Annotated in this window: 16 protein-coding genes and 1 pseudogene; 12 read left to right on the top strand and 5 right to left on the bottom strand. The window is 44.5% G+C overall.

Going from position 1 to position 15,990, the window contains the following annotated elements; all coding sequences use genetic code 11:
* The 4 genes from D3222_RS18525 to D3222_RS18510 form a co-directional block, all read right to left on the bottom strand.
* On the bottom strand, positions 1–236 hold a 236-nt coding region (locus D3222_RS18525; protein ID WP_157975362.1), incomplete at its 3' end, for a helix-turn-helix domain-containing protein.
* 153 nt (positions 237–389) lie between these two features.
* Positions 390–2,972, bottom strand: coding sequence for a TonB-dependent receptor (locus D3222_RS18520; RefSeq protein ID WP_118987471.1), 2,583 nt, complete (start codon positions 2,970–2,972; stop codon positions 390–392).
* Positions 2,956–3,480, bottom strand: a complete 525-nt coding sequence (locus D3222_RS18515; protein WP_157975361.1) for a DUF4880 domain-containing protein — start codon at positions 3,478–3,480, stop codon at positions 2,956–2,958. The genes D3222_RS18520 and D3222_RS18515 overlap by 17 nt, the downstream gene beginning before the upstream one ends.
* A gap of 11 nt (positions 3,481–3,491) precedes the next feature.
* Complete coding sequence (locus tag D3222_RS18510) at positions 3,492–3,995, bottom strand: sigma-70 family RNA polymerase sigma factor (protein ID WP_232832580.1); 504 nt, start codon at positions 3,993–3,995, stop codon at positions 3,492–3,494.
* 83 nt (positions 3,996–4,078) lie between these two features.
* Between D3222_RS18510 and D3222_RS18505 the strand changes: the two genes are divergently transcribed.
* Together D3222_RS18505 and D3222_RS18500 are read left to right on the top strand one after the other, a co-directional pair.
* On the top strand, positions 4,079–4,330 hold the full coding sequence (locus tag D3222_RS18505) for a phosphopantetheine-binding protein (protein ID WP_118987468.1): 252 nt from the start codon (positions 4,079–4,081) through the stop codon (positions 4,328–4,330).
* A gap of 3 nt (positions 4,331–4,333) precedes the next feature.
* Positions 4,334–4,813, top strand: a complete 480-nt coding sequence (locus D3222_RS18500) for a condensation domain-containing protein (protein WP_118987467.1) — start codon at positions 4,334–4,336, stop codon at positions 4,811–4,813.
* A 111-nt stretch (positions 4,814–4,924) separates the two neighbouring features.
* Here D3222_RS18500 and D3222_RS18495 read toward each other — a convergent pair.
* Positions 4,925–5,008: pseudogene (locus D3222_RS18495) on the bottom strand (IS200/IS605 family transposase); the annotation flags it as partial.
* Positions 5,009–5,117: 109 nt separating this feature from the next.
* Between D3222_RS18495 and D3222_RS18490 the strand changes: the two are divergent.
* The 10 genes from D3222_RS18490 to D3222_RS18445 all read left to right on the top strand — a co-directional run bounded on the left by D3222_RS18490 (position 5,118) and on the right by D3222_RS18445 (position 15,546).
* Complete coding sequence (locus D3222_RS18490; RefSeq protein ID WP_118987466.1) at positions 5,118–6,287, top strand: RNA-guided endonuclease InsQ/TnpB family protein; 1,170 nt, start codon at positions 5,118–5,120, stop codon at positions 6,285–6,287.
* Positions 6,288–6,362: 75 nt separating this feature from the next.
* Positions 6,363–6,635, top strand: a complete 273-nt coding sequence (locus D3222_RS18485) for a hypothetical protein (RefSeq protein ID WP_118987465.1) — start codon at positions 6,363–6,365, stop codon at positions 6,633–6,635.
* A 10-nt stretch (positions 6,636–6,645) separates the two neighbouring features.
* A complete protein-coding gene (locus tag D3222_RS18480) occupies positions 6,646–7,953 on the top strand; it encodes a thioester reductase domain-containing protein (RefSeq protein WP_232832579.1) in 1,308 nt (435 codons plus the stop codon).
* Between the two features lies 1 nt (position 7,954).
* Positions 7,955–9,007: a hypothetical protein gene (locus D3222_RS18475; RefSeq protein WP_118987463.1), complete on the top strand. Its 1,053-nt coding sequence runs from the start codon at positions 7,955–7,957 to the stop codon at positions 9,005–9,007.
* Between the two features lie 67 nt (positions 9,008–9,074).
* The gene (locus tag D3222_RS18470) at positions 9,075–9,266 is read left to right on the top strand and encodes an MbtH family protein (RefSeq protein WP_198672861.1); all 192 of its coding nucleotides are present in this window, start codon (positions 9,075–9,077) and stop codon (positions 9,264–9,266) included.
* 67 nt (positions 9,267–9,333) lie between these two features.
* A complete protein-coding gene (locus tag D3222_RS18465) occupies positions 9,334–10,401 on the top strand; it encodes a methyltransferase (protein WP_118987462.1) in 1,068 nt (355 codons plus the stop codon).
* A 70-nt stretch (positions 10,402–10,471) separates the two neighbouring features.
* Positions 10,472–11,506, top strand: coding sequence for a methyltransferase (locus tag D3222_RS18460; protein WP_157975359.1), 1,035 nt, complete (start codon positions 10,472–10,474; stop codon positions 11,504–11,506).
* A 179-nt stretch (positions 11,507–11,685) separates the two neighbouring features.
* Positions 11,686–12,225, top strand: coding sequence for a dihydrofolate reductase family protein (locus tag D3222_RS18455; RefSeq protein ID WP_118987460.1), 540 nt, complete (start codon positions 11,686–11,688; stop codon positions 12,223–12,225).
* 63 nt (positions 12,226–12,288) lie between these two features.
* On the top strand, positions 12,289–13,815 hold the full coding sequence (locus tag D3222_RS18450) for a M28 family metallopeptidase (RefSeq protein ID WP_118987459.1): 1,527 nt from the start codon (positions 12,289–12,291) through the stop codon (positions 13,813–13,815).
* A gap of 699 nt (positions 13,816–14,514) precedes the next feature.
* A complete protein-coding gene (locus D3222_RS18445; RefSeq protein WP_118987458.1) occupies positions 14,515–15,546 on the top strand; it encodes a hypothetical protein in 1,032 nt (343 codons plus the stop codon).
* The last annotated feature ends 444 nt before the right edge of the window (positions 15,547–15,990 follow it).

The following is a 15,990-nucleotide window of genomic DNA, read 5'->3' as shown; positions in this document are numbered from 1 at the left end:
AGTAAACTGTCAGACCCCCCATTACCCGATTTAAGTTTACCGTGATTAAGGTAATCACTGATATGGCGGTCAACCGTGGTCTGATGGAGTCGCAATGCCTGAGCTATCATCACAGAACTCCACCCTTCAGAAGCCAGAAGGATAGCTTTTATTCTGTCTCGTACTTGACCATCGCGAGTGGTGTCGTGAAGACGCTCAAGTTTGATTTTTTGTTCTGATGTAATAAATATTTTCATAGCGAGGATAATGATCTCCATTTCGGATAAAATCAAGCATCTTCAATGATTACGGGTATATATTGCTTTCACCCTAATTACGTTCTTTTGCCAGAAAGTGGCATATCATGGATATGCCACCAGCTTAACGAATGGATTTAAAAATAAATGGATTTAAAAATAAGTAGTGATACCGGCACGAAACGTTCTGCCCGGTGAAGGGATATAACCGAGGCTAAGAGGCTGGATATAATATTTGTCGAACATATTATCCACACCAAACTCAAATTCGACATGCTTATTTATACGGGCAGTCAGAGAAATATCGGCCACGGTTGCAGGCCGCCAGATAATAGGTGCCAACAGAGGAGCAGAACCGCGTCCTGGTTTTGCCGCCGGGACAGATCTTTGACCATAATGGGAAACTCTGGCGTTGACAGATACGTTGTCATTTAAAAATCGCTGTGTCAGATCGAGTGATACCGCATATTTAGGAGGAATGTGATTAGTCGCATAATCCGAAGGGAGGCTACGTGCGACGCACCCTTCATTTTCCGTACAGAATCTGACTTTTGTGTAGTAATTCATCGATAAACGTGCATCAAAGTGATCGCTATGGTAAACACTTGCCAATTCCAATCCGGCGAATTTAGCCTCTTTAATATTACTGATATACATACTCCAGTAATCATCCATCCATGACCGGCTGATATAGTCCTTCACCCGGTTATCAAAGTAGGACATTGTGATATCGAAGCTATCATTTTGCGCAACTACATTCTGGAAGCGTGATGTCAGCCCGACTTCGATATTCTTTGCAATTTCAGGTTTTATATGATCGTCAACGTTCATCATATAGCCACGAATACCTTCAACCATTGATGGAAAACGTGGTGCATAGGCATATTTGGTATGTAGCGCTGTTTCATTATTAAGCTCAAACTTAGCGCCTATCCAATAGCCATGAGCATGATCCCGCTTATTATTTACTTTCCCTGAGGTGAGTTGGGGTAACCGGGGGTTACCTGGACGAACTGGACTATAATCTTCGATCAGATAGGATTTGTAATCCCATCCGCTCATTAGGGTCAGACGTTCAGTAAGCATATAATTTCCGTTCAGGAAAAAGCGGCCTTCTTTACGTTCTCCTTCCCGATTGACGGCATATTTCCATTTACCCGCGCTTGGGCCAGTGCGTTCACGAATAAAGTTGGCACCGTAGTTCAATTCAATATCTTGCATTGAAAGCGCAAATAATGAGGTGTTACTCAAATTCACCCCAATTGTCCGCATGAATTTTTTATCACCGAGGGTATTATTTGCGGTTCGAGGGCGATCGTTAACGCGTGTTTGCCATACTCCGATATCCAAATTAATCCAGGGATTTGATGTAGGTTCCCATTTATAGTTGAGGCTGTGCCTGTTCATGTTGAGCCGTGTCAGTGGTCCCTGTTCCAGGATCATAAATGTTTGGCTCAGGTTTGCCATATCCGCGACATAGGATTCTCCGTAGAGATTTTGGTAATGACTAACGATAGCGGAAATTTCATGGCCATCACCAAAACGAACTTTTCCTTTACCCAGTAATGACTGGCTATTTTCAGAAGTATTTGGGACGGTATCTCCCATTGCATACAACGAATAACCTGCCATCTGTTCACTGAATTGTGGAATGAGGCAATCTTGTGGATCACTCTCACACAAATAGCCTGGCATGCCACGTTCCTTCGCGCCCGGTCCGTGTTTGCCAGAATGGTAATTACCCCGCTTGCGCTGAGAAACGCCAAATAGCAATTCATAGGAAGGCTCGGCCATCGCGAAAACAATACTCCCGGTGCGATTCTTAGCGTCGAAAAGAGAGGTTTTTGATGGGGAAGGCCAGTCGTTGCGCTCATAATCGTCAGGATTGGAATGGTTGTTCAACAGACTTCCTTTCAGGCGCACTCCTACCTTTTGTCCATCGAGGAGGATATCACTGGCTTCAATGGTTTTTATCTCCACGGTACCGCCAATGGCGCCCATACCGCCTTTTCCTGTCGGGCCTTTACTGATATCTACCCGGCCGATGAAATCGGGATCAATAAAGGAACGGTTGGAGACACCTTGATAACCGCGGTAGAGCGCGGTCTGGTTAGATGCGCCATCAACGGTGGTTAAGACTCGGCCTTGTCCTTGCAGGCCCCGGATATTCACATCGAGGCTGCCTGAACTACGCGCTTCGCCGGATAATACCCCCGGTGTTGTTTTGAAAATATCAACGGGGTGGATCACACCGAATTTTTCAATATCTTTACCTTGGATAGTGGTACTGCCGAACCGCAGTGGTTCATTACCTGCGTATCCGCGATTGCCTGCTACCGTAAGGGGATTTAGTACTATTACACCCTTGTTGGTCATATTCTCTGCTATTTTTGCTAGCGTGTAACTGCCATCGGTACGTTGGGACAGTTGTAAATGACTGCCTGTGAGCAGTTGTACTAAACCTTGATGAGCAGTAAAACTGCCGTTTAATGAAGGCGCTGTTAGCCCGTTGGTTAAATTAGGATCGAAGGAGAGCGCCGTACCGGTTTGAGCTGCAAAGTGGGACAAAGAATTGCCTAATGAACCTGGTGGAATATGAACGGAATAGCGTGTATCTGCTGGTGTGGTGGCGTAAAGGGGACGTGCCGGTAGCAGTATTAATGGCAATAACAGTGCGACTAAAGACTTTTTCTGCCAACGTGGTTGTGAATCTTGGCAGTCAATATGATATGGCATAGTAAGTTCTCCATAACTTTGTTTGTTGGCGGACGCTGAATTTTGTGCCCAATGCCACAATAACGCCTTGTTTGGTTTGTACTTTGAATGGGCGAGCCGGATGACGGCTATCTGGCAGTGACCAGCGCTGGATTTGCCCCGTTTTGGTGTGATAATCGCCAGTGAGAAGCTGAAATTGATCAGATTGCCAGAAGAGTGATGATGCGCCAGCCGGTATTAACAACATGAGTGTAAGTTTTCTGATGGCTTCTCGACGGGAAAGGGTCTGTTTGTTGTTTAACACAGGTGAGGCGATATGCGGTGGCAAATGGCGGATGCGTGTTAACAGACATTGTGCCCGCTCCCAGGCTTGAGCATATTCTGGGCTTTGCGCGCACCAAGCAGCGCAGGCATTCCGATCAGCTTCGCTGGCATGACTATCATGTAAAATGGTCAGCCATTCTGCGGCTTCGGCAAGTATCGTTTCAGAAGGTATACTTGATGAAGAAGATGTCTCAGTGGAAGCCATACCAATCCCTCTTATGCCATCGCTATCAGGCATTGATAAAAGCTTTGTTTCATATAACGTTTTACTGTAGACAGCGAAATATTCATCTGATTTGCAATATCTTCATACTTCATGCCTTCTATCTGGGAAAGTAAAAAGACAGTTTGCACTGGCGTGGGGAGTTGGCTGAGCATGATATCAATTTCCTGAAGTGTTTTGAGGATGATAAGTTTTTGCTCTGGTGCGGGAATAAGCGTTTCAGGCAGACTGACGAGTAAATCCAGATAAGACTGTTCAAGTGAGCGGCGACGATACCAGTTAACCATCAATCCCTTAGCAATGGTGACGATGTAGGCACGGGGTTCATTGAGTTGCTGTGGTAAAGGTGAACGAAGTAATTTAACAAAAGTGTCTTGAGTCAGGTCTGCGGCAGTTTCATCGCAGTTAAGACGATGCTTAAGCCAACGAAATAGCCAATCATGATTGTGGATGTACATGCACTGGATCTGTTGAGTGTCTGAAACATTAACGGTCATTTTCACGCCATGCTATCAATGTAAATGCAAATCATTATCATTTTGGTATGTTACAGGTAATTGCTTTCCGTTACCAATAAATAATGGGTGGGCGGATAGGCGGCCATTCGATTCTTGTGGCGCGAATGGTTGAAAGTATTGAAGCCACTTTCAGACAACGTGTGCCTATTGCGGATATCTATGTTGCTCCGACCGTCGCGCGCATAGCGGCAACCTTGGATTCTATGAAATTTGATGCAGGTGCGGACAGCCAAACTGCGAAAGGCGATTGGGAATTCAAACCCATCAGCTTTATTGCCGACACTCAACGTTCATCCCATTCTCAGGAGAAGTAAACCGTGCGGAATCACAATACTCTCGCGTTTGAAGAAACGCTTCGTCTATACACGCTTGAGCATGGAGTTCTTGGTGCTTATCCACTTTCTGCGGCGCAAAGACGTCTCTGGCTGCTGGAGCAACTGTCTGACGCTGTGACGATGCCGGTAACCGCGCGTTATCAGGTGACTGGACAGCTCGATATTGCTGTTGTGCAGCTCAATTTAAGCCGCCTGATAGCCGGAACAGAGACGCTGTGCAGCTCGTTTACTGAGGTGGAAGGGAAACCGGTGAGACTATTGATGCCTTCGGGACAAGTGCAGCTTGAGTTTTTTGATACAGAGGAGGGATGCGATGTTGACAGTGGATTGGTGTTCGCATCAATAGCTCAAGGCATTCTTAAAGTGTTTGATTTAAAAAAGGGTCTTTGCTGCGGGTCTTCATTACCAAAATTTCAGATGATGAATATGAACTCGTGCTGGCCGGACATCCTATTGTCTTAGCAAAAAACCGCCGTAAACCCTTGCCCAGTGCGGGCGGGGATATAAGGCGAAAATCCCAAAGGGCTTTAGGGCTGGCTACTCCGGCGTATTCTGACTGGCAACGTACGCTTTTCACGTTTCTCTCGTTGCGCTACAGGCAAAGTATGACTTCGACCACAGGAGTCTGATTTTGCTCTGCATCCGCAAATGCACATGATCACCCTCACCCTCCCTCTCAACCTTGTCGTGAATATTACATGCACAATCCGTTGATATCTTCCTGTAACCGGCTAAAATGAAGGCACTCTCTCAATGAGCACTGAATATGTTAAGAGCGACTAAAGTCCGCCTCTACCCCACACCCGAACAGGCCGAGTATCTTAACGGCCAGTTCGGTGCGGTCCGTTTTGCGTACAACAAGGCGCTGCACATCAAAAAGCAGGCTTACCAACGTCACGGCGTGAGTTTAAATCCGCGCAAGGACCTCAAACCGCTACTGGCGGTCGCGAAGAAATCACGTAAGTACGCCTGGCTCAAGGCATATGACGCCATCGCGTTACAGCAGGCGGTGATCAATCTGCATACCGCGTTTGATAATTTCTTCAATCCGAAGTTGCGATCCCAGTTTCCCATGTTCAAACGCAAACAGGGCCGGCAATCCAGCTATCACTGTGTTGGGATAAAAGTACGGGATGGCGCAGTGAAGATCCCGAAATTGTCACCGATAAAGGCGCGCCTACACCGAGAAATTGAAGGAGAAGTGAAGAGCATTACACTATCCCGAACAGCCACGGGAAAATATTTCGCTGCTATCCTGTGTGACAATGGCAAAGATGCGCCGGAAAAGCCGGGTGTTATCACCCGCGTGACAGGGTGTGATATGGGGTTATCCCACTATCTTATCCAGTCGAACGGGGAGAAAGTGAATAACCCTCGTCACCTTATTAATGCCACCCGTAACCTGCGCCGTAAGCAGAAATCGCTGTCCCGCAAACAAAAGGGCAGCGCTAACCGCCGCAAGGCCCGCTTACGTCTGGCAGCCGTCCATGAGCGGATAGCCCATGCTCGCGCCGATTTTCAACACAAACTCTCCCGGACAATGGTTGACGAAAACCAAGCGGTCATTGTTGAGACGCTGAAATCGGCCAACATGATGAAGAATCACCCCCTTGCTCGCGCTATCGGGGATGCGGGCTGGCATGGTTTCCTGATGAAACTGGAATACAAAGCCGCAGTGGCGGGCGTCCATCTGGTCAAACTGGATCAGTGGTTCGCCAGTTCGAAAACCTGCCATTGCTGCGGTCACAAAGTGCCGGAAATGCCGTTGCATAAGCGGAGCTGGCCATGCCCTTGCTGTGGTGTTGAACATGACCGCGATATCAATGCGGCAATCAATATCCAGCGTAAGGGCATAATGGAGTTACAGGCGGCGGGACTCGTCGTTTCTGCCCACGGAGGCCAGCGTAAATCCGTCACACAGACGGTTGCGGCCTGAGAAGTGGGAAGCCTCGCCGTTGACGGCTAGGAGCAGTCACATGAACATTCTCTGAACCTCATCGCGGAATCCTTGTTGTTTTCTCCGTCAAATTATCGCGAAGACGTCGAGCGATCTGAGCAGAGCGGTGATTTAACGGCGATCTTCCAGATTGAGCAGGCACGTATGGGGAATGACGCCGTGAAAACGGCGATGCGTCACTGGGGGCAAACTTTGCAGGCACCTGCTGCGACGGAGATTCCCTCTGAGTTTCCACGCCCGACAGTGAAAGGCACGCGGCGGAAAGTGCATAAAACCCAATTGCCTCCGACATCAACGGCTCAAACGTTGGAGAATTCCGTTACATGAATTCTTTAGAGTGCCTACGCCAGCGGCGGTAGCTGAAACGATAGAAATTTATCGCCGTGAGGGGCTGACATCATTGTTGGCGCGTCAGCATGCTCAGACGTTGGAAAAAGATGTCTGTCTGGATGAAAAAGTTCATCCGGCGGGTTTGCCCAATGCCAATTGGTACAACCCTTCGGTTGTCTTCCTTACTGGCGCTACAGGGTATTTGGGGCTGAATCTGATCGAGCAATTGCTGAAACGAACATCGGCCAAAGTGATCTGTTTGTGCCGGGCAAAAGATCAAGAACATGCCCAAGCAAGAATTCTGGAGGGATTGCAAATTTACTGTATTGACATTGCAAACCAATGGGATCGGGTAGTCTGCCTGGTTGGCGATTTGAGCTTGCCGCACTTTGGGTTAACAGAGCAGAAGTGGTGCTCATTGGCCAATGAGGTGGATGTGATTTATCACAATGGGGCGTTGGTTAACTTTGTTTATCCTTACAGTGCCTTGAAAGCAACCAACGTTGGCAGTACCCAGACCATTTTGGAATTGGCCTGTACTACGCGCTTAAAGAGTGTCCACTATGTTTCTACTGTTGATACATTGCTGGCAACACACAGTCCACGGCCATTTATCGAAGATGATAGCCCGTTGCGTTCCGCTGTTGGTGTTCCGGCGGGTTATACCGGAAGTAAATGGGTAGCGGAAGGCGTAGCTAACCTTGCTCGTCTGCGTGGTATACCGGTCAGTATCTTCCGACCGGGTCTGATTTTGGGACATACGCAGACAGGTGCTTCGCAGATCATCGATTATCTTTTGGTCGCGTTGCGGGGATTCCTGCCGATGGGCATCATCCCCGACTATCCGCGTATTTTTGATATTGTCCCGGTGGACTATGTTGCTGCTGCTATTGTGCATATTTCGCAGCAATCGGAGAGTAAGGGAAAATTTTTCCATCTGTTCAATCCGGCACCTGTGTCTATTCGTCAGTTTTGCGAGTGGATTCGTGATTTTGGCTATGAATTCAATATCGTTCCTTTTGAAGAAGGTAGACGAAGGGCTCTAACGGTTCCCCCGGGGCACGCGCTCTACCCGTTGGTCCCGCTTATCCGTGATGCCGATCCAGAACCACACCGCGCCCTTGATCCTAGCTATATGCATGAGGTGAACCCTGAGCTGGAAGGACGGCAAACATTTGCGCTTTTAGCTTCTTCGGATATCGCGCTTCCACAAACCATGAAGGAGTATGCGCACAAAATTCTACATTATCTGATCGATATCGATTTCCTTGTTGCACCAGATATTCAGCACACTCATAACAAGCAGGAGTCATGATATGGAAAAATTATCTTTTCCAGTCGCCCGAACCCCTTTCATTCTAGGATGTCCGGAAGATTTGCCCGTTAGCGAAGAAGGGCTGAAAAAAGTGCGGACGTTGGCTAACCACGTATTAGAGCAGCTTGATGCTACACAAGTGTGGCGAGATACGGCAACTTTGATACAAGTTTTGGATCAGTTGCTCCAGCAATTGCCCTCTGCTTCTTACGGCATTATGACGGACGATCCCCGAGAAAATCAGGAAAACAAGGATAATGACGAGGCATTTAACATTGAAAGGCATCATGGGGAGTGCCTGGAGCTGCTGATTAGTGCCACTCTTGAAGCCACTGTGCAGGTATGTGAATTAACCGAAAAATGGGGTACTTCATTGACTCAGGAGGAGTGGAGCGCCGTCACTTCAACGGTAAAAGCTATCTTGCATATCATTGTTGATCCGCGTGCCTTGCCGCAACAGCATGATGATCTCCCGCTTTCGGTGGGTTTCCTACCGGAAGATGCTGCCGATCCTTTGCGGCGCTGGGTTCGCGGCCATTTGTTATTTATGGTGCTTTGTCAGGGAATGAGTCTTTCTTTGAATCTGATGATCACTGCGGCAAAAGATAATGATAGAGAACTCGCTGTTGCTCAGGCAAACAAGACGATTGAGCTGATGAGTATTGCTCAAATCACGCTCAAATTTGCCACGGATCTCAGTAAAGAACAGTATTTAGAACAAATCCGGCCTACGTTAATGCCACCCGTTGCGCCACCCAAAATGAGTGGTATTAACTGGCGTGACCACGTCGTGATGATTCGTATTATGCGTCAGTCCACTGACACCTGGAGTTTTATTGAGCAAACGCATCCGGAAACGGTTCAACGTATGCGTTCGGCATTATCCGATATCTATACCGCTCACCGTGGGGTGTGCGAAATGTTTGTTGGTGAGAGTACCACCAGCTTGCTTGCTAGAAAAAACGCTACTGTATCTGCCGGGCAGGTTTTGGAAGGGTTAAAACAATCGCGTTTAAAGTCCTTAAACACAATGGCGCACGAAAAAATCAAATGAAACCAGTGTGAATGGCTATATCACTCGCCCCATGGCAAGTGATGTAAGAACCAATAAGGAGGTCAGTATGGCTATGTTCCTCGGTGAGGACGACTCAGTTCAGTGCGTTGTGGTTATCAACGCAAAAGGGCAGTACTCAATCTGGCCTTCCGGGCGTGAGTTACCGCTAGGATGGTCCAATGAAGGGTTTTATGGGTCACGCAGTAGTTGTTTAAAATATATCGCTGATGCTTGGGCCACTCCAACAGCATCGACATGAAACGACAGCAATAAATCGCCAGATAAGCTAAATATTAATCAATTAATTCACAGTTAAGGAAGGTAATATGACATTCACCCACCGTACTACCGGCAATGTAAAACCAGCCATACTCGATATGCAGGGGGTGGCTAGTATTCTTTTCGGCCATGCTGCTTTTCAGTACCTTCAGGCAGCATGTGAATTGAATTTGTTTGAAACCGTCAACGTTCTTGGAGAGGCAACTAAAGCAGAAATTAGAACAGAGCTGAACTTGGAAGAACGGGCGACAGACATTCTGCTGCTAGGTGTGACTTCTCTCGGTATGTTGGTGAAAGAAAATGGGATTTACCGGAATGCGGATGTCGTGTGCGAATTAATGACTACAGACGATTGGCAACGCTTTAAGGACACTGTAGCGTTTGAATATTACATTGTGTACGAAAGCCAGCTCGATTTTACTGAGTCAATACAGAAAAATACCAACGTTGGGCTTAGACGTTTCCCAGGAGAAGGGCGTGATCTCTACCATCGTTTGCATCAAAATCCTGAATTGGAAAAAGTCTTCTATCGTTACATGCGCTCTTGGTCTGAACTGGCTAATAAAGATTTGGTTCGCAACCTTGACCTTTCCAAAACGAGCCGCCTTCTGGACGCAGGGGGAGGGGATGCGGTTAATGCTTTGGCCTTAGCCCGAGCTAACCCTGAATTACGAGTGACTGTACTGGATATTGCGCATGCATTACCGGTGACACAGTCCAAAATCGACGAATCGGGGATGAGCGACCGGGTTGAAGCAAAAGTGCTGGATATCCTGCATGAACCGTTCCCTGATGGTTACGATTGCATTCTTTTTGCTCATCAATTGGTTATCTGGACTTTGGAAGAGAATACCAACATGTTGCGTAAGGCTTATGATGCGTTGCCGGAAGGTGGCCGAGTTGTGATTTTCAACTCAATGTCAAATGATGAAGGTGACGGCCCGTTAGTCGCTGCCCTTGACAGCGTGTATTTCGCCTGCTTGCCAGCAGAAGGCGGCATGATCTACTCCTGGCAACAATACGAGGATTGCTTAGCGGAAGTGGGCTTCAAAGATTCACAACGTATTAGTGTTTCAGGCTGGACACCGCATGGCATTATCATTGCTCATAAATAATTATGTATCAATCCGGCTCGGCGTTATGTAGAGCCGGATGACTCATGCCCTTTTTAGGAAGGATGTGGATATGGGGATTTATCATACAGGCATGTATACCATGCCACTGGAAGCCAGAAAGCTCTTATATAGTCAGTTGATATCACAATCCATTCAGACATTTATTGTGCTAGGTTTATCGGATGTAATGGATATTGAAGCCTATGACGTTGCGACATTGGCGGAGAAAACGAATACGCATCCAGCAGCCCTGCTACGATTATTGCGGGCGCTGGCTCAATTTGGCGTCGTATCTGAAGCGGGTGGGCAATTCACGTTGACCCCTTTAGGGCAAAGTATGACGAATAAAGTACAGGCATCCGTTCAACCTACAGCATTGCTGATCAACGGAGAAATGGGGCAATCTTGGCGCGGTTTGACCGAAACAATACGCAGTGGAATATCCAGCTTTGAGACGCAGTACAACGCCACCTTGTTCGATTATTTTGAGGCGAACCCGGAAAGAAGGGCTATTTTTGATCGTTCGCAGGATATGGGGCTGGATTTGGAAGTTCCAGAATTGCTGGAATATCTCGACATTCAAGATGGCGCAACTATTGTGGATATTGGTGGAGGTTCAGGCCATTTATTGATGCACATGTTGGAAAAATGGCCGAAAAGTCAGGGGATTTTATTTGATCTGCCTGTCGCGACCGAAATAGCGCAACAACGGCTCCGTGAATTAGGGAAAACGGGATGTTACGAAATCGTTTCCGGTGATTTCTTTAAAGCACTGCCTGAAAACGGTAGCGTATATGTTTTATCTCATGTGCTGCATGATTGGAGTGACGAAGATTGCCGAAAAATTTTAGCAACGTGTCGTCGAAGTATGCCGAACAATGCTGTACTGATTATTATCGATCTGATTACTGGTGGTGAAGTACACCGCAGTCAGAATGATATAGCCGCTATTATGGATTTGTATATGTTATCTCTTTTTGGCGTCTTTGGTGGTAGGGAACGTTCGGAAGAAGATTTCCGAATATTAAGTGAATGTGCTGGATTTGTTGTGGAAAAGATTATGCGTTTGCCTAGTGGTAATGGAATTATTTATGCCTATCCGTAACTTGGTGAGTCGCAGAGAATATCAAATGATGTGAATAAACCCATGTGTTAATGTATATGCACTGGGGATAAATTCCTCAGAAAATATGTGTTATCTTTTTGTGGAAGCTTGAAAGGATTCTGACTGTCATAAAACCGAGCGCATAGCATTTTAATATCGTGTTTGATTAGGAAGGAATAATGCCTAAACTAATTTATTACGTCGCTGCGACAATAGACGGTTATATTGCTAATAATAACCACGGCCTGGATTGGTTGGATGAGTTTGTGCTTGGGGATGACGCAACGCCTTATGATGATTTTTATCAAAGTATTGGTGCTGTGATTATGGGGGCGGAAACATACGAATGGATAATGGCAAACTCATCGGATGATTGGCCATACAAAAATGTTCCTGCATTTGTTTTTTCTCATCGGGCGTTGCCAACGCCTGAAGGGGTGAATATCACCATAACCAATGAAACAGCGGGTAATATTGCCGCTGTGGCGAAGAAGGTGGCTCATGGTAAAAATGTCTGGTTAGTGGGAGGTGGTAAAGCCGCTAAGTATTTTGCCGAAGCTGGTGAATTACAGCAAATATTCTTAACCATGATCCCGGTATTTTTAGGCTCCGGCATTGAAATTCTTCCCGTGAGTGAAAAAGTACGTGTCACACCTAAAAATCAACGTCTTTTGCGTAGTGGTGCCATTGAAATCTTGTTGGATGTAAATACCGATTAAGTCACCATCCTGTAAATAAGGGGCTGCCGTCGACATGCGAGTAATGATAGTTAGGAGAATCCAATGAAACATCTTACTTTGAGCCTGTGTTTGATGGCGGCTCTTTTCGTGGCAATTATTCAGGGGGTGGGCATGGTACGCCCCGACTCGGTTCCATCTGTATCTGTTGAGGAGCCAGGATACCAGAATGTACAGCATGCATTACGTGTTATCGCTGCTGAACCTCATCCTACGGCAGCACCAAGGCAGGCGTTTGTCCGACGCTATTTGCTTAGTGAAATGAGTGCCATGGGGTATCGTGCTATTGAGCAACCTTTCCTTTTTACCATTGCTGAAATAGTGTCACATCAGGAAAAGATTTATTCGCAGCTGAATAAGCACCAACGCTTAGCGTTTGATGCTGAATTAGTCCGCGTCGGTGCCCGCAATTTTGAGGAAGAAGTGCGCATCCGTTCCGGACTAAAACAGGGTGATTCTGCGTACGGAACCAATATTATTGCCCGACTTGATTCCCCTTCAGCTAAAGGGACATTACTGATCATGGCGCATTACGATAGTGTCGGGACTGCACCGGGGGCTGGTGATGACGGGATGGCTGTCGCGTCGATATTGCAGTTAATGCGAGATGTTGCTGGTAGGACAGATTTAAAAAACAATATTATTTTTTTGCTGACAGATGGGGAAGAATTGGGGCTGTTTGGTGCACACTATTTTGTAAAAATGCTCAACGAAACCGAACTCCAGTCAATCAATCTTGTACTCAATTTTGAAGCCAGGGGAAATGACGGTATTCCTCTTCTTTTCGAAACGTCGGAAAAAAACTTTGACTTTATTTCTAAGGTAAGTCAAGCCCCTGAGAAAGTTATAGCATTTTCGTTTACGCCACTGATATACCAAATGATGCAAAATGATACGGATTTTACAGTATTCAAAAATAAAGGGTTGGCGGGACTAAATTTTGCTGTGGTGCAAGGGTTTGAACATTATCATCGCATGAGTGATTCGGTTGAAAATATTCCGTTGTCGACATTGTTTAAATATCAGAAAACAGTACGTGAAATTGGACGTTATTTTGCGGAAGATGTAGATATTGTTACATTAAGCCAGCAAACAAAAGCGGTTTATTTTCCTGTTCCGAGGTGGGGATTAGTCATTATGCCATTATTTTTAGCGTTTACGCTTGGTGGAGGAGTTTTTATTCTTTGCTTATTATGGATAAAAAATGGTGCCGATCGTCGCCCAATACTAATGTTCATACCTTTCTTGCGTTCGATAGCAATTTTTTTGCTTGGTCTTTTTTCTATGACTTTGGCTATAAAACTACCTGAGATATCTTACCTTTTGACTTTACCACTGCTCTTCTTTCTATTGAGCCATATTATCTTGATTAAATATCATAATTATTTTATTTCCTTAGCAATAGCTGTTCTGGGGATTTATATATCAGGCATACTTTATGTACCCGTTGTGTTTCTGATAGCCAGTGGATTACAGGCTCTGTGGCTTAGTGTGATAATTGCCTTGATACCTATCGTCATTTGGGTAGGAAAAAGCATTGATTTATGGCGAGAAGCAAGTAAAAAAGTGTGAAATGATTTTATCAGCTTAAAGGGCCATTCACTGTTCCAGTGCCAGTAATATCATTGTGCCCCTCATTCTGACCGACTTCCTTTGTCACATTCGTCAACAACGTCCATTGTCCAAGCTTCTCACCTTGTTCACGTCACTATCAATCTCTTTGGTTGTCATTGACAGGGCTAAATTATAAGGATTTTAAATTGGGATCGGGAATTGAAACCGAATATTCCTTTATAATGTTACAGAACGTGGGGTGCTTCAGGGCAATTAAAATGACGATTAAGGCGTTAATGACGTATATTTTAAGGTTAAATCAATGGAGAAACTGATTATTATTTATGGCCTAATTGATTTGAGCTCTTGTTTATCCTCTATTGAGTTTTATTGTGAGTAGAGTGTTTAAGGTGTTGAGAGTATCTGAATTGTTATTTTTTTTATAGTTTCAGATTGAATTTAATATTAAAAATATTTTCACAAGGGAAAATTTAAAATAATTTTAGGTTTAGGGGGGGCAATATGATGTTGGGTTTATTGATGTGTTCCTAATATATCATGTAATTATATTTGAATATTGATGTAATGTAGGTAGTTGGAATAATAAATTTGACGTTCAAAAATAGCAAAATTCAGATATATAGCTATAATAGATGATTATATATACGGTCATTACAGTGGTTAATATATTAAAAGCTTAAATGAACGAGGGATAAGATGGAAGGTACTTTAATTATTTGTGTTGATTCGATTCTGAGATTTCGTTCAGATTACGATACGAAAATAGCTGTACCGATGTTATCAGTTCAGGAACAGTTAGGGAAAAATGATCCGTTCTTTTTCCTAAAATATTTCAGAAATAAGGTCCTAATAGAAAAAGGAGTGACAATATCAAATATATTTCTCGCGATAGAACCGTGGCAGGCTATGCTAAGCACTTGGTTGGAAGTTGATATCGCTGCTTATATTGCAGAGATTAGAAAGCCTTCGCAAGAAGAACCGATATTTGATTGGATCAGTATTCAGAGAATCACATCGGTTCATCGGGTATATCAGCGAAAAGATATGAAAGATAATGAGAAACTGTCTGAATATTTTAATCGTGAACATACCCCAACAAAATATTTTAATATTGAATCAGTTTGTATGGCATCGGGTTATAGAAAAGGAGATAAAGAGCATTACAGTATCAGTGAATATATCCACGAGATTAAAAATATCCCCGTCATTGCCAGTGACAGGCAAATATTGATTGGCTATGATGATAATAATACGGATGTTTTGAATGATAGATGTTTTGGTATATGTGATAATAGAAATATCAAATATATACAAGGAACAACTTCGTTCGCATTTTATGAATTGATGGAAGCTATTTTTAATGATGGTTTATTTTATAATTCACCACAAACAGCTTGCCATAGCTTAGATATGATAAAAGAAATGTTGGAAATTATAGATCGTGGAAATATGAATGACGAAAAGGGTAATAAAGAGTATATTAATCAACAAGGAAGTAATAGTGAAAATATTAATGTCGGTAATGATGATAGAGAATTAAATATTGAATTTTATGATGGGGCTTTTGATCCACTGATAGAGCATATAGAAACAGAAAGGGAGTATTGGAATTATATAAAATTATTATGTCATTCTTATGGTCATTTGCCAGTAAGAATTGGCACGATTAATGAGGCTAAAGTTCCTGAATATCGCTTCTATGACAATATTATTGATGATGAAAGTTAGCTTTTATGGATGAGAGATATTTCATCATCAAATGTTAAAGTGCCAATAGATATTGCATATTCATATATTTTCTAAGTGGTTTTTTTTAATTTTTTCATGTATTGTGCTGGCAAAAATATTAAATAACGTGAGTCAATCTGCGTGGTGATATATATCTTATATCCCCTTCATCTTTCAAGCTGCTGCTTTGTTGGCTGCTTTCACTCACCCCAGTCACATCGTTATCTATGCTCCTGGGGATTCGTTCACTTGCCGCCGCACTGCAACTCGAAATCTATTAGGTATAAATGAGATTGTTACTGCCTGTTTATTGGTAATGAAATTACCTTTGCATATCAGAGTGGTACCGCCATATTCAGTTGACCTGTTTTCAGCTAAACAGGTTCAATGTTACAGCCATATGTATTGCCCACATTAATCGTGCCATATTGATGGCGCGAAAGT

The organism is Photorhabdus sp. CRCIA-P01, from assembly GCF_003545805.1.
GTDB lineage: Bacteria > Pseudomonadota > Gammaproteobacteria > Enterobacterales > Enterobacteriaceae > Photorhabdus > Photorhabdus antumapuensis.
Note: the sequence above shows the minus strand (reverse complement) of the source record. Positions and strands in the feature narration are given on the sequence as shown.

Coding starts and splice junctions, on each gene's coding strand:
- D3222_RS18520 (WP_118987471.1), bottom strand. CDS start 2,972: ATGCCATATCATATTGACTGCCAAGATTCACAACCACGTTGGCAGAAA.
- D3222_RS18515 (WP_157975361.1), bottom strand. CDS start 3,480: ATGGCTTCCACTGAGACATCTTCTTCATCAAGTATACCTTCTGAAACG.
- D3222_RS18510 (WP_232832580.1), bottom strand. CDS start 3,995: ATGACCGTTAATGTTTCAGACACTCAACAGATCCAGTGCATGTACATC.
- D3222_RS18505 (WP_118987468.1), top strand. CDS start 4,079: ATGGGTGGGCGGATAGGCGGCCATTCGATTCTTGTGGCGCGAATGGTT.
- D3222_RS18490 (WP_118987466.1), top strand. CDS start 5,118: ATGTTAAGAGCGACTAAAGTCCGCCTCTACCCCACACCCGAACAGGCC.
- D3222_RS18475 (WP_118987463.1), top strand. CDS start 7,955: ATGGAAAAATTATCTTTTCCAGTCGCCCGAACCCCTTTCATTCTAGGA.
- D3222_RS18470 (WP_198672861.1), top strand. CDS start 9,075: ATGGCTATGTTCCTCGGTGAGGACGACTCAGTTCAGTGCGTTGTGGTT.
- D3222_RS18465 (WP_118987462.1), top strand. CDS start 9,334: ATGACATTCACCCACCGTACTACCGGCAATGTAAAACCAGCCATACTC.
- D3222_RS18460 (WP_157975359.1), top strand. CDS start 10,472: ATGGGGATTTATCATACAGGCATGTATACCATGCCACTGGAAGCCAGA.
- D3222_RS18455 (WP_118987460.1), top strand. CDS start 11,686: ATGCCTAAACTAATTTATTACGTCGCTGCGACAATAGACGGTTATATT.
- D3222_RS18450 (WP_118987459.1), top strand. CDS start 12,289: ATGAAACATCTTACTTTGAGCCTGTGTTTGATGGCGGCTCTTTTCGTG.
- D3222_RS18445 (WP_118987458.1), top strand. CDS start 14,515: ATGGAAGGTACTTTAATTATTTGTGTTGATTCGATTCTGAGATTTCGT.